This is a genomic window from Nocardia coffeae, assembly GCF_019890715.1.
Lineage (GTDB): Bacteria > Actinomycetota > Actinomycetes > Mycobacteriales > Mycobacteriaceae > Nocardia > Nocardia jiangxiensis.
In genome coordinates this window covers 124,697-143,681 of record NZ_JAINZY010000019.1, presented here as the reverse complement: position 1 = coordinate 143,681, position 18,985 = coordinate 124,697, and the positions used below count along the sequence as shown (strand labels likewise).

The 18,985-nt window shown below is 66.4% G+C and carries 18 protein-coding genes, 1 other RNA gene and 1 pseudogene; 13 read left to right on the top strand and 7 right to left on the bottom strand.

Annotated features, from left to right (window positions below; translation table 11 throughout):
• Positions 1–165 (top strand): annotated as a pseudogene (locus K7711_RS42035) (3-hydroxyacyl-CoA dehydrogenase); the annotation flags it as partial.
• Positions 166–279: 114 nt separating this feature from the next.
• On the opposite strand, the gene aspA reads toward K7711_RS42035, so the two are convergent.
• Positions 280–1,695 carry an aspartate ammonia-lyase gene (gene aspA / locus K7711_RS42030; protein ID WP_222977799.1) on the bottom strand — a complete coding sequence of 472 codons (1,416 nt, stop codon included), beginning with the start codon at positions 1,693–1,695 and terminating at the stop codon, positions 280–282.
• A 229-nt stretch (positions 1,696–1,924) separates the two neighbouring features.
• On the opposite strand from aspA, the gene K7711_RS42025 reads away from it, so the two are divergent.
• Positions 1,925–2,839 carry an aldo/keto reductase gene (locus K7711_RS42025; RefSeq protein ID WP_222977795.1) on the top strand — a complete coding sequence of 305 codons (915 nt, stop codon included), beginning with the start codon at positions 1,925–1,927 and terminating at the stop codon, positions 2,837–2,839.
• 80 nt (positions 2,840–2,919) lie between these two features.
• Here the strand turns inward: K7711_RS42025 and K7711_RS42020 are convergent, their stop codons facing one another.
• The 4 genes from K7711_RS42020 to K7711_RS42005 form a co-directional block, all read right to left on the bottom strand.
• The gene (locus tag K7711_RS42020; protein ID WP_040827094.1) at positions 2,920–3,687 is read right to left on the bottom strand and encodes a 3-oxoacyl-ACP reductase; all 768 of its coding nucleotides are present in this window, start codon (positions 3,685–3,687) and stop codon (positions 2,920–2,922) included.
• Positions 3,688–3,754: 67 nt separating this feature from the next.
• Positions 3,755–5,116: an aldehyde dehydrogenase family protein gene (locus K7711_RS42015; RefSeq protein WP_222977793.1), complete on the bottom strand. Its 1,362-nt coding sequence runs from the start codon at positions 5,114–5,116 to the stop codon at positions 3,755–3,757.
• Between the two features lie 19 nt (positions 5,117–5,135).
• Positions 5,136–6,509, bottom strand: a complete 1,374-nt coding sequence (locus K7711_RS42010; RefSeq protein WP_222977791.1) for a glutamine synthetase family protein — start codon at positions 6,507–6,509, stop codon at positions 5,136–5,138.
• Between the two features lie 82 nt (positions 6,510–6,591).
• Positions 6,592–7,650, bottom strand: a complete 1,059-nt coding sequence (locus K7711_RS42005; RefSeq protein WP_222977789.1) for a zinc-binding dehydrogenase — start codon at positions 7,648–7,650, stop codon at positions 6,592–6,594.
• A gap of 174 nt (positions 7,651–7,824) precedes the next feature.
• Here K7711_RS42005 and K7711_RS42000 point away from each other — a divergent pair, with 174 nt between their 5' ends.
• The 8 genes from K7711_RS42000 to K7711_RS41965 all read left to right on the top strand — a co-directional run bounded on the left by K7711_RS42000 (position 7,825) and on the right by K7711_RS41965 (position 14,682).
• A complete protein-coding gene (locus tag K7711_RS42000) occupies positions 7,825–8,664 on the top strand; it encodes a helix-turn-helix transcriptional regulator (protein WP_222977787.1) in 840 nt (279 codons plus the stop codon).
• A 188-nt stretch (positions 8,665–8,852) separates the two neighbouring features.
• A complete protein-coding gene (locus K7711_RS41995) occupies positions 8,853–9,215 on the top strand; it encodes a peptidase inhibitor family I36 protein (protein WP_222977785.1) in 363 nt (120 codons plus the stop codon).
• Between the two features lie 191 nt (positions 9,216–9,406).
• Positions 9,407–10,093, top strand: coding sequence for a DUF899 domain-containing protein (locus K7711_RS41990; RefSeq protein ID WP_222977782.1), 687 nt, complete (start codon positions 9,407–9,409; stop codon positions 10,091–10,093).
• A 127-nt stretch (positions 10,094–10,220) separates the two neighbouring features.
• Positions 10,221–11,117 (top strand): alkaline phosphatase family protein, encoded by an 897-nt coding sequence (locus tag K7711_RS41985; protein ID WP_235748626.1) that lies wholly within the window; start codon positions 10,221–10,223, stop codon positions 11,115–11,117.
• 329 nt (positions 11,118–11,446) lie between these two features.
• Positions 11,447–11,941 (top strand): hypothetical protein, encoded by a 495-nt coding sequence (locus K7711_RS48740; RefSeq protein ID WP_222977780.1) that lies wholly within the window; start codon positions 11,447–11,449, stop codon positions 11,939–11,941.
• Between the two features lie 135 nt (positions 11,942–12,076).
• Positions 12,077–12,796, top strand: coding sequence for a TetR/AcrR family transcriptional regulator (locus K7711_RS41975; protein ID WP_222977779.1), 720 nt, complete (start codon positions 12,077–12,079; stop codon positions 12,794–12,796).
• A gap of 93 nt (positions 12,797–12,889) precedes the next feature.
• Positions 12,890–14,467 carry an FAD-dependent monooxygenase gene (locus tag K7711_RS41970; RefSeq protein ID WP_222977778.1) on the top strand — a complete coding sequence of 526 codons (1,578 nt, stop codon included), beginning with the start codon at positions 12,890–12,892 and terminating at the stop codon, positions 14,465–14,467.
• Positions 14,464–14,682, top strand: coding sequence for a helix-turn-helix domain-containing protein (locus K7711_RS41965; RefSeq protein WP_222977776.1), 219 nt, complete (start codon positions 14,464–14,466; stop codon positions 14,680–14,682). Before K7711_RS41970 ends, K7711_RS41965 begins: the two co-directional genes overlap by 4 nt.
• A 550-nt stretch (positions 14,683–15,232) precedes the next feature.
• On the opposite strand, the gene K7711_RS41960 is transcribed toward K7711_RS41965, so the two are convergent.
• Entirely contained in the window at positions 15,233–15,793 is a 561-nt protein-coding gene (locus K7711_RS41960) for a hypothetical protein (RefSeq protein WP_222977775.1), read from the bottom strand.
• 384 nt (positions 15,794–16,177) lie between these two features.
• On the opposite strand from K7711_RS41960, the gene K7711_RS41955 reads away from it, so the two are divergent.
• The gene (locus tag K7711_RS41955; RefSeq protein WP_222977773.1) at positions 16,178–17,296 is read left to right on the top strand and encodes a type VII secretion target; all 1,119 of its coding nucleotides are present in this window, start codon (positions 16,178–16,180) and stop codon (positions 17,294–17,296) included.
• Positions 17,297–17,355: 59 nt separating this feature from the next.
• On the opposite strand, the gene ssrA is transcribed toward K7711_RS41955, so the two are convergent.
• Positions 17,356–17,725: a transfer-messenger RNA gene (gene ssrA / locus K7711_RS41950) on the bottom strand.
• A 163-nt stretch (positions 17,726–17,888) separates the two neighbouring features.
• Between ssrA and K7711_RS41945 the strand changes: the two genes are divergently transcribed.
• Complete coding sequence (locus tag K7711_RS41945; RefSeq protein ID WP_222977769.1) at positions 17,889–18,332, top strand: nitroreductase/quinone reductase family protein; 444 nt, start codon at positions 17,889–17,891, stop codon at positions 18,330–18,332.
• Positions 18,333–18,494: 162 nt separating this feature from the next.
• Entirely contained in the window at positions 18,495–18,983 is a 489-nt protein-coding gene (locus K7711_RS41940) for a MarR family transcriptional regulator (RefSeq protein ID WP_222977767.1), read from the top strand.
• Positions 18,984–18,985 lie beyond the last annotated feature (2 nt).

Here is an 18,985-nt window from a genome sequence, read left to right as displayed (position 1 = left end):
CTGCCCGAGGAGGCGATCGCCGCGCTGGGTGCGCAGGTGCCGCATCCGGCGCGTCTGGGTGACCCGGTCGAGTACGCGGCCCTGGCCCGGCACATCGTGGAGAACCCGATGCTCAACGGTGAGACCATCCGCCTGGATGGCGCGATCCGCATGGCGCCGCGCTGAATTTCACGCCGATTCGTCGGCGATGACGCGGGGCCCGGTCCGTATCCCCACGGACCGGGCCCCGTCTGGCGTGTGCGAGCGCGGGATACCTTCGCCCGCAACGTATCGGAAGAATCAGGCGACGACGGGCTTCACGCCGGCGACCAGCTCGGGACGCAGGATGTCGGCGAGCCGCTCGGGCGGCAGCAGCCCCTTCTCCAGCACCAGCTCGGCCACCCCGCGGCCGGAAACCAGTGCCTCCTTGGCGATCTCGGTCGCGGCGAGATATCCGATATAGGGGTTCAGCGCGGTGACCAGACCGATGGAGTTCTGCACCATCGCACGGGTGACCTCGGCGTTGGCGGTGATCCCCGCGACGCACCGTTCCGCGAGGGTGCGGCAGGCCGCACCCAGGTGCACGATGCTCTTGGACAGCGAGTGCAGGATGATCGGCTCGAATGCGTTGAGCTGCAACTGCCCCGCCTCCGCGGCCATGGTGATCGTCATATCGTTGCCGATCACCTCGAAGGCCACCTGATTGACCACCTCCGGAATCACCGGATTGACCTTGCCGGGCATGATCGACGAACCCGCCTGCACCGCAGGCAGATCGATCTCGTTGAGCCCGGCGCGCGGTCCCGAGGACAGCAGTCGCAGATCGTTGCAGCTCTTGGACAGTTTCACCGCGATCCGCTTGAGCACACCCGAAAGCTGCACGAACGCACCGCAATCCTGGGTCGCCTCGACCAGATTGGCCGCGGTCACCAGGGGCAGCCCGGTAATGGCGGCCAGGTGGCCCCGTGCGGCCTCGGCGTACCCCTCGGGCGCATTGAGCCCGGTGCCGATCGCGGTGGCGCCCAGATTGATCTCCTCCATCAGCACCACCGCCTCGGCCAGCCGGCTCTGATCCTCCTCCAGCATCACCGCGTAGGTGGAGAACTCCTGGCCGAGCGTCATCGGCACGGCGTCCTGCAACTGGGTGCGGCCCATCTTGAGCACGTCGTGGAACTCGGTCGCCTTGTCGGCGAAGGCGTTGCGCAGCACCGTCATCGACTCGAGCAGCTCGTGCACGGCCAGAATCGTCGCCACCCGCACCGCGGTCGGATAGGCGTCGTTGGTGGACTGGCTGAGGTTGACGTCGTCGTTCGGATGCAGGTGCGCGTATTCACCCTTGGCGTGTCCGAGGATCTCCAGGGCCCGGTTCGCGATCACCTCGTTGGCGTTCATATTCGTCGAGGTGCCCGCACCGCCCTGGATGACGTCCACGATGAACTGATCGCGCAGCCGACCCTGTTCGCGGATCTCCCGGCAGGCCGCCGAGATGGCCGCGGCCTTGTGCGGAGCGAGCAGACCGAGTTCCTCGTTGGCTCGCGCGGCGGCCTCCTTCACCGCGGCCAGCGCGGTGATCAGATGCGGATACGCGGCCAGCGGGGTGCCGGTGATCGGGAAGTTCTCGCTCGCGCGCAGGGTGTGCACACCCCAGTAGGCGTCGGCGGGAACGTCGCGGTCCCCCAGCAGATCGTGTTCGCGGCGGGTCACGGCGGTCGTCATCGTGCGGGCATTCCTTCACTGGGACGGGATGCGCCGTGGCCGGAAGGGTACCGCGGGCCGCGGCGCATCCCCTAGGTTTCGCGCCGGTCGGCGCCCGGATGACCCTACGCCGATCCAGTGGTATATGCCACCATTTACTGGCATATACCAAATTTCGTTGGCCCATAGGCAGGTGGTGCGGCGGAGGGAACTACTGCTTCGGCGGCCCGGGGTGGCTAGGGTGGTGGCCATGTCCACCGACTCACGTCCTGCCGCCGCATCCGGAACCTTCACCCTCGGCGGCGATCTGCCCATTCACCGCCTCGGTTACGGCGCCATGCAGATCACCGGTTCGGGCGTGTGGGGCGAGCCGAAGGACCCGGACGAGGTGGTGCGGCTGCTACGCCGCGCGGTGGAACTCGGCGTCAACTTCATCGACACCGCGGACTCCTACGGCCCGTTCGTCAGCGAGACCCTCATCCGCAAGGCCCTGCACCCCTACGCCGACGACGTGGTCATCGCGACCAAGGCCGGTCTGACCCGGCCGGGCCCGGACGTGTGGCTGCCGCTGGGACGGCCCGAATATCTGCGCCAGCAGCTGGAATTGAGCCTGCGACACCTCGGGCTCGAGCGCATCGACCTGTACCAGTTGCACCGGATCGATCCGAAGGTGCCGCTCGCCGACCAGATCGGCGAGCTGGTGGCGCTGCAGAAGGAAGGCAAGATCCGGCACATCGGCCTGTCCCAGGTCACCGTCGCGCAGCTGGAGGCCGCGCGCAAACTGGCGACCATCGTCTCGGTGCAGAATCTGTACAACCTGGCCGACCGCAGCTCCGAGAAGCTGGTCGACCACTGCGAGACGAATCAGATCGCCTTCATCCCGTGGTTCCCGATGGCCACCGGTAAACTCGCCCGCTCCGGCGGCCCGCTCGACGAGATCGCCAAGAACCACGAGGCCACCCCATCCCAGCTGGCCCTGGCCTGGCTGCTGCGCCGCTCGCCGGTGATGCTGCCGATCCCGGGCACCTCGAGCGTCGCCCACCTCGAGGAAAACGTTGCCGCGGCGACGGTTTCGCTGTCCGACGAGGACTACGCGGCGCTGTCCGCGGTGAGCGCCCCGCCGAATTCCTCGGGCGGCGTTTCCCGACTGTTCAAGCGACGCTGAGCCGAATTATCCTTGCTATCAACGCAATTCGGGCTGAGGCAGACCAGACACCCGGCTGCCACAGCCCGAATTGCGCGTCCCTACAGCGGCGTCACGTACGCGCCCGCGATGCCGCCGTCGACCAGGAACTGTGACGCGGTGATGAACGAGGAGTCGTCGCTGGCCAGGAAGGCCACCGCGGCCGCGATCTCCTCCGGCTCGGCGAAACGGCCGATCGGAATGTGCACGAGGCGACGCGCGGCACGTTCGGGATCCTTGGCGAACAGCTCCTGGAGCAGCGGAGTGTTGACCGGTCCGGGGCACAGGGCGTTCACCCGAATTCCCTGACGGGCGAACTGAACTCCGAGCTCGCGGCTCATCGCCAGCACGCCGCCCTTGGAGGCGGTGTAGGAGATCTGCGAGGTGGCCGCGCCCATGACCGCGACGAAGGACGCGGTATTGATCACCGATCCCTTACCCCGGGTCAGCATGTGTTCGATGGCGTACTTGCTGCACAGGTAGACCGAGGTCAGATTGACCTGCTGCACCCGCTGCCAGGCGTCCAGGCCGGTGGTGAGGATCGAATCGTCTTCCGGCGGTGAGATTCCCGCGTTGTTGAACGCGATGTCGAGCCCGCCGTAGACCTCCACCGCCGTCTGGAACAGCGCCCGCACCTGCTCCTCGTCGGTGACATCGGTGCGCACGAACCGTCCGTCGACCTCCGCGGCGGCGGATTCGCCCGCGGCATCATCGATATCGGCGACCACCACCCGCGCACCCTCCTGCGCGAAGCGGCGGACGGTGGCCAGGCCGATACCGCTGCCGCCGCCGGTGACGACGGCGACGCGATCCTGTAAGCGCTGCACGATGACTCCTCTGCGAACGAACTCCGGACGTTCCGGAGCGGGGAGATGTGAATGCGATGGTGCCGGACGGCTATTCGGTGGCGATGAAGACGTTCTTGGTCTCGGTGAACGCACGCGCCGCGTCCGGACCGAGTTCACGGCCCAGACCGGACTGTTTGAATCCGCCGAACGGTGTCCAATACCGCACGGAGGCATGCGAATTCACGGACAGGTTCCCGGCCTCCACCGCACGCGAGACGCGCAGCGCCCGACCGACATCGCGGGTCCAGATCGAACCGGACAGCCCGTACTCGGTGGCATTGGCCAGCGCGATCGCCTCGGCCTCGTCCTCGAACGGCAGCAACGCCACGATCGGACCGAAGATCTCCTCGGTGGCAATCCGCTCCGACGCGCTGCCGGGCAGCACAACCGTTGGCGGATACCAGAATCCGGGCCCGGACGGATTCGTCCCGGTGTAGGCGACCGTGGTCGAGGAGTCGACGAATCCGGCGACCCGCTCGCGGTGTTCGGCCGAGATCAGCGGGCCCATCTCGGTCGACTCCTCGGCCGGATCACCCACCCGCACCGCCCGCACGGCCGGTTCGAGAAGTTCCAGGAACGTATCGAAGACGCTGCGCTGCACCAGAATCCGCGATCTGGCACAGCAGTCCTGACCGGCGTTGTCGAACACACCGGCGGGCGCGGTGGCCGCGGCGGATTCCAGATCGGCGTCGGCGAAGACGATATTGGCGCTCTTACCGCCCAGTTCCAGCGTGACGCGTTTGACCTGCCGCGCGCATCCGGCCATGATCTCGCGCCCCACCTCGGTGGATCCGGTGAAGACCACCTTGCGCACGGCCGGATGGGTCACGAACCGCTGCCCCACCACGGAGCCCTTGCCAGGCAGGACCTGGAAGACATCCGGAGGCAGACCCGCCTCGAGGGCGAGTTCGCCGAGCCGGATCGCGGTCAGCGGGGTCAACTCGGCCGGTTTGAGGACCACGGTGTTCCCCGCCGCCAGCGCGGGCGCGAAACCCCAGCCGGCGATCGGCATCGGGAAATTCCACGGCACGATCACCCCGACCACGCCCAGCGGTTCGCAGAAGGTGACGTCCACCCCGCCGGGCACGGGAATCTGGTTGCCCAGCAAGCGTTCCGGCATACCCGCGCAGTAGTCGAGCACATCGCGGACGTTCCCGGCCTCCCAGCGCGCATTACCGATGGTGTGCCCGGAATTGGCGACCTCGAGCCGGGCCAGATGCTCCAGATCGGCATCCACGGCCGCGGCGAAACGACGCAGCAGCCGGGCCCGATCCCCCGGCGCGACCGCTCGCCAGGACGCCGCCGCCTCGGCCGAGCGCGCGATCGCGGCATCGGTCCGCGCGAGATCGGTCGATTCCACCGTTGCCACGGGCTGTTCGGTGGCGGGATTGATCACCTGCACGATTGTCACCGTCGACACTCCTTTCGCCTCAGAGCCGTTCGAAACCGCGCACGCGTTCCCAATCGGTGACCGCGGCGTCGAAGGCGTCCAGTTCGACCTGCGCCGCGTTCCGGTAGTGCCGCACCACGTCCTCGCCGAACGCCGCCTGCGCCACCGTGCTCTCGCCGAACAGCTGCGCGGCTTCGCGCAGCGTACCGGGCACGCGCGGGCGCTGCGACCGGTAGGCGTTGCCGTGGAATTCGGGCTCGAGCGGAAGGTTGCGCTCGATGCCGTACAGGCCCGCCGCGATCAGTCCGGCCACGGCCAGATACGGATTCACATCCCCGCCGGGGACCCGATTCTCCATGCGCAGCGACGAGCCGTTGCCGACCACGCGCAACGCGCAGGTGCGGTTGTCCCGGCCCCACGCGGCGACCGTCGGCGCGAAGCTCCCGGCGACGAATCGCTTGTAGGAGTTGATGTTCGGCGCGTACAGATAGGTGAACTCACGCAGGCAGTCCAGCTGTCCGGCCAGGAAGTGCCGCATCAGCGCCGAGGGTTCACCGTCGTCCTTGGCGAACACCGGCCGGTCCTGCTCGTCCCGCAGGCTCAGATGGATGTGGCACGAATTCCCCTCGTGCTCATCGAATTTCGCCATGAACGACAGGCTCCGGCCCTCCTGGGCGGCGATCTCCTTGGCGCCGGTCTTGTAGATGCTGTGGTTGTCGCAGGTGTTCAGCGCCTCGTCGTAGCGGAAGGCGATCTCATGCTGGCCGGGTCGGCATTCCCCCTTGGCCGATTCGACATACAGTCCCGCGCCGGACATCTCGCCGCGAATGCGGCGCAGCAGCGGTTCGATCCGGGAGGTGCCGAGCAGGGAGTAGTCGACGTTGTACTGATTGGCTGCGGTGAGATCGCGATAGCCCGAACGCCAGGCCGACTCGTAACTGTCGTCGAAGACCAGGAATTCGAGCTCGGTGCCGACATAGGCGCGTAATCCGTGCTCCGCCAACCGATCCAGCTGCCGGCGCAGCACCTGCCGCGGCGACACCGCGACCGGCACACTGCCGGATCTGCCGGTCGCGTCGACATGGGCGATATCGCAGAGCACCAGCGCGGTGCCCGGCCACCACGGCAGCAGCCGGGCGGTGCTCATATCCGGCCGCAACGCGAAATCGCCGTATCCGGTGTCCCAGGAGGACATCGCATAGCCCTGCACCGGTGTCATCTCCACATCCACCGCCAGCAGGTAGTTGCACGCCTCGGCGCCGTGCGCGAGCACCTCGTCCACGAAATACCGTGCCGAACAACGCTTCCCCTGCAGCCGGCCCTGCATATCGGTCACCGCGACCAGCACGGTGTCCAACGTCCCCTCCTCGACCCGCTCCACCAGCTCGACCACACTCAACATCCCGGTGCGCATCCCGAACCCCTCTCAGCGTCGACCAGCTCACGCTAGAGGAACCCGCGCACTTCGGCCCGTCGAACACGCAATCGCAACCCGGTCAGGGCATGAGGACGACGATGTTCAGGCCGTGCGCATCGGCCGCGGCGGACAGGGCCGCCGCGGGATCGGCCAGGCCGACCACCGTGACGTTCAGGACCGACAGGTCCAGCACACCGTGCCGGATCATCGACCACACCTCGCGCACCGTCGTGTCGTGCGCCATCCACGAGCCGCGCACGGTCAGCCGGCGGTGCATCAGGTCGTGGTAGGGAATGGGCAGTTCGTGGCGCACGCCGCCGACCAGAACCCAGGTCCCGTCGGTGCGGATCGCGTCGTACCCGGCCATCGTCGGCTCCGGCGAGGGCACCATGCCGAGGGTGTCGACGACCGCGTCCAGCGGCCCGGCCGCCGCGCGAATCGCCCGAGCGTCGACCTCGCGTTCACCGGACAGCGGCACGGTCAGCACGCGCGGATCCAGAGCGGCCAGTGCGTCGAGCGACGTGCGATTGCGGCCGACCGCGACCACCGCCGACGCACCGCGCGCGAGCGCCAGCAGAACCGCCGCCGAACCGAGCTGCCCGGTCGCGCCGACGACGCCGACCGTGTGACCGGGGCGAACACCTGCCCGCTCGATTCCCTCCCCGGCGATGCCCAGCCATTGCAGGAAGGCCAGCCGTTCGGGCGCCGGATAGTCCTGCGCGCCGGGCAGCGCGACGAGCGTGCGTTCGGGTTGCAGTGCGCGTTCGGCGAACAGGCCGTCCCGCCAGATCTCGCGCATCCGATCCGTGGTCGGGGTGGGCCGCCCGTCGCCGCCGATCCCGGTCCAGCTCAGCAACACCTCCTGCGGGTCGTCGGTGCGATTCGAGCGGAACATCGCGTTGGCGGCGACGATGTCGCCCGGCTGCACCGCGAACACGTCGTCGGCGGCTTCGGTGACCCGCGCAATTCCGCAGGGGCCCAATACGATCGGTGTCGGGAACCCGCCGCGACCACCGGCCACGAGCTGCCCGGTGTACGCGGGGATCATCGAGGCGAGCACCTCGAGCGTGGCCCCGCCACCGCGCAATCGCGGTTCCGGGACGTCCGCGAGGTTCAGGCCGCTGTCGAGTGCTGTCATCTGCCATGCCTTCATATCCCCAGTCCACTACCGACCCGTCGCGCCATCCAGAATCGCGTGATCGTGGAACCGGGAGTACCAGGCTGCCCGGTACACGGTCACGACGGCCGCGGGCGAATTCGGATCCGGTCGCCGACTGCTCCGGGACCTGCTCGACGTGGTATCCAGAAGTACGTGATCGCGGAATCGGAGATCGTGGACAGTGCGGGGAACGGAACACAGCGGCCGGCGACGCTGGCCCGCCGCCGCGAACTCGGCGCATTTCTACGTGCCCGCCGCGAACGCACCACTCCCGCCGAGGTGGGGCTGCCCGGTTCGGACCGTCGCCGCACGCCCGGCCTGCGGCGCGAGGAGCTCGCGGTGTTGTCCGGGGTCAGCACGACCTGGTACGCGTACCTGGAGCAGGGTCGCGATGTGAACCCGTCGGACCAGGTGCTCACCGCCATCGCCGACGCCCTGCGCCTGACCCCCGACGAACGCGCCCACCTCCGCACCCTGGCCGACGACACCGCCGGATCGACTCCCCCGCCTCCGAGGGAAATCCTCGCCCCCGAGGTCGCCGCCATCCCCGCACTGCTCTCCCCCGCCCCCGCGTACATCACCGGCGCGACCACCGACATCCTGGCCTGGAACGACGCTGCGGCGGAATACTTCTCGGGCATGATCGACCGATCTGCCTGCGCCGCACCGAATCTCGCACGCTGGGTCTTCCTCGACCCCGCCGCCCGCCGAATCCTGCTGGACTGGACCGAGGTGGCCCAGTCCGTCCTGGCCCGCCTGCGCACCAACGCCGGTCGCCACCCCGGTGATCCCCGATTCGCTCGTCTGGCGACCGAACTCCGGGAGGGTAGCGCCGAGGCCGCGGCCTGGTGGCCCCGCTACGACATCGCGACCAGCCACTCCGGCACCAAACGCCTGCATCACCCGACGCGCGGGCCGCTCACCCTCACCCACGCGTCGTTCGCCGTCACCGACGCCCCGGACCAGATCCTCGTCGTCTATTCCGTTCCCTGACCGCTCGGTCCAGCGGCGCATCCCCTGGTGTCCCGCTGTCGACGGCTGACTACCCGGACAACTGGGCAGATCGACTCGTGCGGCCGGATCCGGCCTTGATCCCATCCGGCATTAAATCCGATGCATGCTCGGCCTTCCCTGTGAAATAACTGTGCCCCATCGAATTTCAGATGAGAAGGAGACAGAGCATGACATTCAGGACAATCGCCGCCGCAGCGATGACAACCGCCGCTCTGACGGGGGTCATCTCGTTCGCCGCCCCGGCTCAGGCCGCGACAGGCTACGACCGGTGCCCTACCGGTAATTTCTGCGTCTTCACCGGGGCCGGCGGCGGTGGCGCGATCGCCTACTTCAAGGTCGGATCGTCCGATCTGCGCCTGCAAGGCGTTGACGGACATGTGCATTCGGTCTGGAACCGCACCTCGCTGGTATGGGACGGCTTCACCGGCTACAACTACACCGGCGGCATGATCATGCACGTGAACGGCGGTTGGAAAAGCGACTTCCCGGCCGCCGACTCGCCCAATCTCCACTCACTGAAGCACGAGTGATTCGGTCGGGGCGGTCCGTCCGTCTCCGACGCGCGGACCGCCCCGTCGCCATGGTCCGGTGGCCGAAATGCCGGGATGAGACCGCGGTTCGGAAACCCAGCCGAGAAAAGGCGGCGATCACCGATGAATTCGGCGAACGGACGCGGTCCACATCGATGACCCGCACGCTGTGGACCGTCAGGGAGGACCCCATGAGTACCGATGCACTGCCACCCGTCGTCGACGCCGAGACCTGGCAACGCGAACTCGACGCACTGCGCGTCCGGGAGAAGGCCGCGACCCGCGAGCTCGACGCGATCGCCGCCCAGCGCCGCCGCCTGCCGATGGTCGAACTGCCCGACTACACCCTCGAGGGCGAGCAGGGTCCGGTCCGCCTGGCGGACATCTTCGACGGCCGATCACAGCTGATCGTCTACAACCACATGTGGTTCGAGGGCGAGCAGTGGCAGTGCCCCGGCTGCACCGGATTCACCTCGCAATTCACGCGTTTGGAGTTCCTGGACAACTACGACGCGCGTTTCGTCATCGTCACCCAGGGCCCGATCGACGAGGCCCTGGCCTACAAGCGCCGCGTCGGCAACAAGATGCCCTGGTACTCCACCGCGCACAGCCCGTTCGGCGCCGAGGTCGGCGCACCCCCCAACAGCGGCTTCGCAGTCAACGTCTTCCTGCGCCACGACGACACCGTCTACCGCACCTGGCACACCAACGGCCGCGGCACCGAACAACTCAGCCACACCTTCTCCCTCATCGACCTGCTCCCCTACGGCCGCCAGGAAGAGTGGCAGGATTCCCCCACCGGCTGGCCCCAATCCCCCACCTACACCCGCTGGACCAGCTCCCAGGACGTAGCCGCCGCCTACGGCGAAGCGGACTGAAACTCGGACCGCGAGTATCGAATCCGATCGCGGTGATCGGATTCGAGCTCGTCACACCCCGTTCGAGGAACGGTTACCGGCGGGCACTACTGTGAGCGGCGTCTCGTCGTTGTCGTCAGGAGTGCCGATGCGTGGGATCTCTGGAATGGCTCGACTCGTCTCGGTCCTGGCCGGGACGGTGATTCTCGGTGTCGCGGCCGCCTTGGTCCCGGCCACCGCGTCCGCGGCCGTCCCGAGGTTCGATCACATCGTGCTGGTGATGTTCGAGAACGTCGGATTCGATTCGATCATCGGCAGCTCGCGAGCGCCCTATTTCAATCATCTCGCCGACAGCGGCGCGCTGTTCACCGACGCGCATGCGCAGACCCATCCCAGCCAGCCGAACTACATCGCGTTGTTCTCCGGCAGCACGCAGGGCGTGACCGACGACAGCTGCCCGCACAACCTCGGTGGGCCGAATCTGAGCACCGCACTCGCCGCGACCGGACACTCGTTCACCGGCTACGCCGAGTCGATGCCGACGCCCGGCTACACCGCTTGCACCGGCAGCAACGGCCGGTACGCACGCAAACACAACAGCTGGGTGGACTTCGCCGACGTCCCGCCCGCCGCGAACCAGACCTTCGCCGCGTTCCCCAGGGACTACTCGCGGCTACCCACGGTCTCGTTCGTCAGCCCGGACATGTGCAACGACATCCACGACTGCCCGGTTTCCACCGGCGACACCTGGCTGCGCAACAACCTCGGCGGCTACGCCGACTGGGCCAAGGCGAACAACAGCCTCCTGGTGGTGACCTTCGACGAAGACGAAGGCACCCGCGCCAACCACATCCCCACCATCTTCTACGGTACAGGCATCAACCCCGGCCGATACAGCCAGCGCATCGACCACTACTCGGTCCTACGCACCCTCGAAGACGCGTACGCCCTCCCACCCCTGGGCGAATCCGCGCACGCCGCGCCGATCACCAACATCTGGGCACCCACCCTCGGCGGCATCCCTCTCCCGACCGGCTCACACTGAGCGCGCTCTCGCCGACCGACCGTCAGATCAGCCGCACCCGACCCTCGTGCGGGATGTGACGGCGAACGATCGCCATGCGCAGCAGCCACAGCGAGTTTGCTCCGGACGGCTCCCGGTTCAGCTTCGCGACCCCGGCAGGACGGCGAGCAGAGTCGTCGCGACAGCCGCCTCGTCGTCGCTGAACAACGCCGGACACCCGCAATCACGGACTGGCCTGATTCCGAACTCTTCGAAACTTCCCATACAGCGTATGGCTAATTCGGTCTCGGCGCGCTACCGTTACTAGCCATACACCGTATGGGAAGTTTGAGTCGGAGGAGCTGAGAACGATGTTCGGTGGGGCAGGAACGATCGTGCTGGTGGTCGTCATGCGAGTGCTGATGGCACGCGCCTGGCGGGAAGGCATCGGGCTCAGCCTCAAACGCCGGTTGATGCTCCCGGCGATCGCGCTGCTGCTCGCACTGGTGACGCTGCGCAACAGCGGCGGACACGTATTCGCCTCCTCCACCATGCTGCCGGTGGTGCTGCTCGGCATGGTGCTGACCGCGGCCGCGGGCGTGGTGCGGGCCCGGAGCGTCGACTACTCGTCGGTGCCCGAGACGGACTCGCATCCGGGCGGAATCTGCATCCGCGCCCGGCAGATCACCCTCGCGGCCGACGTCGCCGCGGTGGTGTGCTCGGCGCTGGTGATCTTCCCGGTCGTGCTCCCGGCGGCGGGCATATCGGCCGCGGCGGGATCGTGGACGCTGACGGTCGCGATCGGCGACATCGTCGCCTCGGTCCTGCTGGTGTTGCGCGGCCGTCCGGCCTCGCTCGCGCGGTGATCAGCGATGTCGTTCCGGTCCGTGACGTCCGGGCTGCGGTTGCCCGGCACGTGGTCGCCGGGGCAGCGCACCCGGTGGGACCTGACGAGGTCGGACCCGTCGGGGCGCGGAACCCGATCACTAGAATGGCCAGGTATGTCGACCGGCGAGCGCACGCACGGCTCTGTGTGGATACGTCCCGTGCGGACCCCGCGCGCGGCCCGGGGGCAGGCCTTCACCCAGAACGATCTGGCGAACACCGCGATCGCGCTCGCCGACCGGGACGGGCTGGACGCGTTGTCGATGCGCCGGGTCGCCGGTGAACTGGGCATCACGGCGATGTCGCTCTACTGGTACGTCGACACCAAGGAACAACTCGTCGAGCTCATGGTCGACCGGGTTTTCGCCGCACAGCAGGCTCCCGTCGGTGACACCTGGCGGGAGCGGCTGCGTTCGATCGGACGCGACACACTCGAGCTGTACCGCGCGCACCCGTGGTTCGTCCACGCCCTCGGGCGTCCGGGGACGTTGCCCGGCCCCGGGCAACTGAGCAACTGGAACGACCACGTGCGGGCGCTGACCGATCCGGACATCACCCCGCGGCTGGAACCGCAGCATGTGACGCTGGCCGTAGGCACGGTCAAGAACTTCGTGTTCGGCTACGCCGTGAACCCGGCGCCCGGCGTCCTCACGCCCTACGCCGGACATCCCGAGATCGATCAGTACCTGCGCGACACCGTGCTCGGCAACGAACTCGAGCATCTGCGTTCGCTGGCCGGGATACGGCACCAGTTCATCGAGGACCGCTTCGACAGCGGACTGGACATCGTCCTCGATGGGCTGCACGCCCGCATGTTCGGCAGCGCCACGCTCTGACCGGCGCCAGAGCGCCAACCCCGCACATACGCGATCCGCACGACGGGACGAATCGCGCTGTCCCCATGCCCCCTGTGAAAGGCCGGACACCCCATGACCGAGTCACCCGAAGTCCTGATCGTCGGAGGCGGCCCCGCCGGGCTCACGATCGCCGCAGACCTGTTGCGCCGCAACATCAATGTTCGGGTCGTCAGCGCAGCCGACCAAAGTTTCCCCGGCTCCCGCGCCAAAGGAATCCAGCCCCGCACCCAGGAGATCTTCGAGGATCTCGGCGTCCTGGACGAGATCATCGAGCACAGCACGAACTACCCGAAACTCGGCATCCATCTCGGCCCGTTCGTCCTGCCCCGCACCATGTTCGACGTGCGCGAGCCCAGCGACGACGTGCCCTACCCGAACACGCTGCTGGTCGCCCAGTACGACACCGACGCCGCCCTCCGCCGCCGAGTCGAGAAGCTCGGCGGGCTCGTGGAGTTCGACACCCGGCTGACCGCTCTGGAGCAGGACAGCGACGGTGTCACGGCCACCCTCGAAACCGCGACCGGCACCGAACAGGTGCGCACCCGCTATCTCGTCGGCGCGGACGGCGGCGCGAGCAAGGTGCGCGCGGCCTGCGGGATCGAGTTCGCCGGCAGCACCGACGACAGCGACCGCATGATCGTCGCGGACCTGCTGGTGCGCGGCCTGTCCCGCGACCACTGGCATATCTGGCCGGCCCGCAAGGGACGGTTCCTGGCGCTGTGCCCGCTGCCCGGCGACGACGAACGCCTCTTCCAGCTCATGGTCAAACTGCGTCCCGGCGAGGACGCCGACACCGGCCCGGAAGCCATCGAACGCCGGATCCACACCTATGCCGGCACCCGCCGCCTCGCAGTCGACGCCGTGCGCTGGAAGTCGGTGTGGCGCCCCAACATCCGCCTCGCCCACCACTACCGCACCGGGCGGGTGCTCCTGGCCGGCGACGCCGCCCACGTACACCCACCGACCGGCGCACAGGGGCTCAACACCGGCGTCCAGGACGCCTACAACCTCGGCTGGAAACTCGGCCAGGTACTCGCCGGCGCACCCGACACCCTGCTCGACACCTACGAAGCAGAACGCCGCCCCATCGCGGCACGAGTATTGGGTCTGTCCAGCGAGCTCTACGCCGACACCAAAGGCCGCCCACTAGCGGCCACGACCCGCGGCGACGAGGTACGCCAACTCTCCCTCGGCTACCGCGGCGGCCCCCTGGCCCCCGCCGCCACGACAACCACCCCAACCGCCGGCGACCGCGCCCCCGACCTCCGATGGCACGACCCACACACCGGCCCCCAACGCCTCTTCGACCACCTCCGCGGCCCCCACTTCACCCTCCTGGCCATCGGCACCCCCGCAATCACCGCCCTGCCCGAAATCCCCTGGCCCACAACCGGAGCCCCCCTCCACCGAGTCCCAATCGAAGGCCCGGACCAATCAAAGGTCGCCCAAACCTTCGCCTGCCCCTCCCCAGCACACATCCTGATCCGCCCGGACGGCTACCTCGCCTACATCACCGACAAGGAATGGACAACGACCGCAACACGTTTCGCAACACTCACCGTCCCCGCCCAACAGACCTGCCAGGCCGAACACGAACCCGCACAGCAAGAATTCATTCGCACAATCGAGAAGGGAGAACTGGACCGATGAGCCACGCACGCTGGAAGATCCTCCGGGAACGCAAACTCGCAGAGGGTTACACCGAACCCGACGATGTCACCGAGGCCCGCCGCGAAATCCGGCTCTCCATGGCACTGGCCAAAGCCGTCTACGACCGCCGCACCGAACTCGGACTCACCCAATCCGACCTCGCCGAACGCGCAGGCCTGACCCAAGCCAAAATTTCGCGCACCGACACAGCCTGAATCCACCACAGCTGCGACGAGTAGCAATCAAAGGCCCGGACCAAACGAACGTCGCCCGAATCTTCGGGGTCGCCGACTAGAAACATGTCAGGTAAAGGAACACTTTCGACGTGCCATCCTTGCGGTCCTCGACAGCAACCCACCTCTGAGGTGGCTGCTCTACGTGCACGGACCGGGTCGAGCCCGGATCTGCGGTACGCAGACCGGATGCCCACTCTTCCTTCTGCCAGCGGCCGGGTCGCAACCAGTCCTGCGGTATACCCGGGGTGAACTGTGGAAGTCCCGACATCGTAATGAAGTCGGAGATCTCATTCGTCGGAACCTGTGCCACGAATGCCACCAAGGCATCACCGTTCCACGTAGTGTCCCCACTCGTGGACAAAATCTGCGGCGGATGTCGAAACTTGATGTGGCCACACTCCGACGCCTTGTTCAGAGCCTGATCCGCCGGCGTGGAATTCGAACACCCCGCAACTGCCAGTAGAAGTACACCAGCAATCGTGGCGATTACCTTCCCCATGACCACCTTCGGGTTGATGTTCAGCATTCTTCAAGGAAGAGTTTCCGACCTGCAATCTATGTCTGCTTCACCATTCGCTCTATAGCTGCGCGCACTACCGGCCTCTTCGAGCCAGACGCAAGCACGATCGAGTTCCGCACCCATCGTGCCGCCGACAGTACCATGGAAATAATAAAAGTCGCTGACATACAGCCTCGACGTAATCAACGCCGACAAGGCCGATCCGTCATCGGCGGGCCTCGCAACAACCACATCCGCGCCGACGGACATCCAGTAATGCCCGAGAGCATTATGGACATCTTCGTTGTCCGAGGGGCCTGCGGGAGCCCAATCGGTCGTGATCTCCATAGTCATGCCATAAAGAAGCCGGTTGGCCAGAACGGCCCGCTTTGCGTTGGTTTTGATCTCGGACATAGCATTCTCGATACGCCCCCGCATATCACTCGTCGCCAGAACCTGACGCATGTCACGGTCGCGAATCGTATATCTGGTTCCTTCCTCATGGTTGGCCAGATAGAAATCGAGTTGATCTGCGGCGAAATCCCATCCGTGATGAGCGAAGTCCATACGTGCCGCGACAACCTCTGTCATGTAATCGTTTGTGGTCTGCCAATCCCAAACATTGGTTCTCCAGCCGTATCTCGGGCGATTTTCCGGTGGACCATAGCCGGGAGTCGGTCGTTCAGCAGGTGGATGCAAAAAAGCCCCCTCAACTCACCCCTGATCGATGAAGCGATCCGGTCTCGGAACGCCTTAAATCGCCTGGATCATACTGTGCGAGAAGAACTCTCGTCAAGACAAATAGTGGCGCCACCACCGATGTCGACCAGATCGGTTGTAGGGCAGCCGCCGCATCGACACTACCGCACAGGATACGGCTCCTGATACGATCGCGAGAGTGGTTGACGTTGGGGGACAGCGGAATCGGCCCATTCTGAAGGGCTCCGGATCCGACCTCCACAGGAGGGCGGGATCTTGTCGAACGAAGTAACGGTCACGTCGGCGGCCCTGAGCGGCTTCGCGAAAGATCTGACCGACGCCGGCGAGAGCCTGTTGTCCAACACGAGCAGGGCGACATCCGGATTGTCTCTGAAGACAGGAACCGGAGGCCTGCTGGCCACCATCGCGCCCTCGCTTCAGGACTTCAGTAGCGCTGTGTCTGCGCTCAGTTCGAAGAACAACGATCAGATCCAGCAGTTGGGATCGAATCTCACCACCACCGTTCGAAATTTCCAGCAGCAGGACACCACATGGGCGAGGGCGGTGAACTCCCTTTCGGGACTTTCGCTGCCATCCCAGGCAGGAACTTCCGCCGAAATACTCCGGTTCCGCGGAATGCAGTCACTGCACCTCCCCGACGTGCAGTCCGGTAGTCTGACATTGAGTGCCACCGTCACGGCCGTCCGCGACACGATCGCCATATTCGACGATCGCCTACAGAAGTCCATCGGGATCAAACCAGCGGAGAAGTACCTCACACCACTGATCGGCGATTGGGAGACTCTCCAGACCTTCGGACAATGGATCCGACACCTCGCCGGAAACGATACCCTTACTGCTGGCAACCTGAGCAACGGATCCCACTGGTTGACCTCGCAGTGGTCGGGAGATGCCGCCCGATCCTATTCCAATGCGATCAGCACTCTGCAGTCTTCGATCTTCGAGCGCGGCACCGACATGGATTCCATCGCCAAAACCTTGGAGAAGGCGGGCGAATGCCTGGAGCGACTCGTGTACAACCAGGCAGCCGGTATTGCTACGGGGTTGATGGAGCAGCTGTCGATAATGGGCTTCACCCTGCCGGTCGGCATGTGGGCACAGATTGTGGACCGACCGATGCCCGAGACGGCAAAGAATCAGATCACCGAGAAAATGGACGCCATCAGAACTCAGGCGGACTCGCGGGAGACTTCGATCGGAGAACTGGTCGACCGAGTCCGTAGCGCATTGAAGTACGAACCGGGAACCACCGTTGCGCAACCGGCAGGGAACCTCTTCGTGGTTCCCGGCAAGGTCGTGGCCGACTTGACAACTCTCCGGTACGGATTCAACGACAATGTCTGGTTCCAGCACAGCCTTGCGAGCGCTCTGTAGATCGGTGTGGGTCTCGCAAAAAGCAAGAGCCGCAGGTCGCTGACCTGCGGCTCTTGCCTCAGTGGAGCTGCCGGGAATCGAACCCGGGTCCTCCGCCGCTTCTCCAGGGCTTCTCCGTGTGCAGTTCGCGGTGTCTCTGCTTGGATCTCTCAGTCTTGCGAACGAGCCGAGATGACGATCCCAGTCGCTGTTGGTTGTCCCGTCCTACTCCGCGACCGAGCAGGACGGTGAGCCTTCTAGCTGATGCCAGGGGCCGGGCCGAAGGCGAACCCGGGCTGACAGACACGCTCTACTGCTTAGGCAGCGAGAGCGTAGTCGCGCTGATTGGAATCGGCGCTTATAGGGTTGCAGCGACGCTTACGGTGGTCTCTTGCCTGCACCGACACGCTTCCCCTGAATCGACGCACGTAGTCGAAACCGTTCAGCCCCGTACTTCAATCCAAGTGCCCGGCTGGTGACCGGGCTGTTCATAGTAACACCCCGCGCGCACAAGTCATTCCCTGCCACACCGGCGGGTCGGCGGTCCCGGCCTCGAGAAGCTACGAGTTCCGTACTATATGCATCTCGTACTTCCAGGCGTACGATCGGTCGCATGAACGCAGACAGATACCGCCGGACGACCAACACGATCAACAAGGTCATCACCGGGTTGCAGCGCCTGGGCATCGCCTTCGGGCCGATGCAGCTGCTGACCGTCACGGGTCGGCGGAGCGGACGATTGCTCACCTTTCCGATCGCGGTGAACGAACTCGACGGCGGCCGATACATCTTCCAGGCATTCCCGAAGGCCGCCTGGGTCGCCAACGTGCGCGCGGCCGACACGGTCACGCTGACTCGCGGCCGCCGGTCCAGCACGGCCCGCCTGGTCGAGCTACCCGTGGACCAGCGCGGCCCGGTCCTGCGCAATCTGGTCGCCACCAGCCCGTCCAGTGTCGGATCCCGATTCGTCACCACGGGGCTGGCGGACGAGGCGACACCCGACGGAGTCGCCGCCGCCGCGGACCGGATCGCGGTGTTCCGCGTCGAACCCGCCTGATCCGGATCGTTCCCGGGCGGATCGGTGCGGCGGCGCGGCCCGACGACGCGATACCGTATGAGTTTCATACGATCCGACGTGAGGACGGCAGATGGGCGACCGCACCCTCGGCGACCCCTCGTTCGAGGGCACCGGACAACCGAGCACTCGCGGGGCCCGCGCATGAGCCCCGACGCCGATCGGACCGCGACGCGACGACACCGTCAGCTCACCGTCGCGGTCCGGGATGCGTTGCGCGATCTGAACATTCAGCTGTCCCTGCTCAATCGACGCTTCGGGAACCGGGTCGAACTCCGCGATATCGATTGGACCTGTCTGGATCTGGTCAACCGGCACGGACCGCTGTCCCCCACCGCACTGGGCCGCCTGGCCGGAGTGCACCCGGCCACCCTGACCGGAATCCTGGATCGCCTGCAGAAGGCGGGCTGGATCGTGCGCGAGCGCGACCCCGAATCCGCCGACCGCCGCGCGGTCACCCTGCGCCCGGTGCGCGACCGCAATCCCGTTCTGTACCAACTTTTCTCGGGAATGACCCAGCGTATGGACGAGGTCTGCGCCGACTACACCGACGCCGAACTCGAGGTCATCGCCGACTTCCTGCGCCGAACCAGCGCAGCCGGTCACGACTCGGCGGAGGAACTGGCGCACTGACT

Excerpts from the sequence above, each read along its gene's own strand:
- aspA (WP_222977799.1), bottom strand. The coding sequence starts at position 1,695 with ATGACGACCGCCGTGACCCGCCGCGAACACGATCTGCTGGGGGACCGC.
- K7711_RS42025 (WP_222977795.1), top strand. The coding sequence starts at position 1,925 with ATGTCCACCGACTCACGTCCTGCCGCCGCATCCGGAACCTTCACCCTC.
- K7711_RS42010 (WP_222977791.1), bottom strand. The coding sequence starts at position 6,509 with ATGCGCACCGGGATGTTGAGTGTGGTCGAGCTGGTGGAGCGGGTCGAG.
- K7711_RS42005 (WP_222977789.1), bottom strand. The coding sequence starts at position 7,650 with ATGACAGCACTCGACAGCGGCCTGAACCTCGCGGACGTCCCGGAACCG.
- K7711_RS41995 (WP_222977785.1), top strand. The coding sequence starts at position 8,853 with ATGACATTCAGGACAATCGCCGCCGCAGCGATGACAACCGCCGCTCTG.
- K7711_RS41990 (WP_222977782.1), top strand. The coding sequence starts at position 9,407 with ATGAGTACCGATGCACTGCCACCCGTCGTCGACGCCGAGACCTGGCAA.
- K7711_RS41985 (WP_235748626.1), top strand. The coding sequence starts at position 10,221 with ATGCGTGGGATCTCTGGAATGGCTCGACTCGTCTCGGTCCTGGCCGGG.
- K7711_RS48740 (WP_222977780.1), top strand. The coding sequence starts at position 11,447 with ATGTTCGGTGGGGCAGGAACGATCGTGCTGGTGGTCGTCATGCGAGTG.
- K7711_RS41975 (WP_222977779.1), top strand. The coding sequence starts at position 12,077 with ATGTCGACCGGCGAGCGCACGCACGGCTCTGTGTGGATACGTCCCGTG.
- K7711_RS41970 (WP_222977778.1), top strand. The coding sequence starts at position 12,890 with ATGACCGAGTCACCCGAAGTCCTGATCGTCGGAGGCGGCCCCGCCGGG.
- K7711_RS41965 (WP_222977776.1), top strand. The coding sequence starts at position 14,464 with ATGAGCCACGCACGCTGGAAGATCCTCCGGGAACGCAAACTCGCAGAG.
- K7711_RS41960 (WP_222977775.1), bottom strand. The coding sequence starts at position 15,793 with ATGACAGAGGTTGTCGCGGCACGTATGGACTTCGCTCATCACGGATGG.
- K7711_RS41945 (WP_222977769.1), top strand. The coding sequence starts at position 17,889 with ATGAACGCAGACAGATACCGCCGGACGACCAACACGATCAACAAGGTC.
- K7711_RS41940 (WP_222977767.1), top strand. The coding sequence starts at position 18,495 with ATGAGCCCCGACGCCGATCGGACCGCGACGCGACGACACCGTCAGCTC.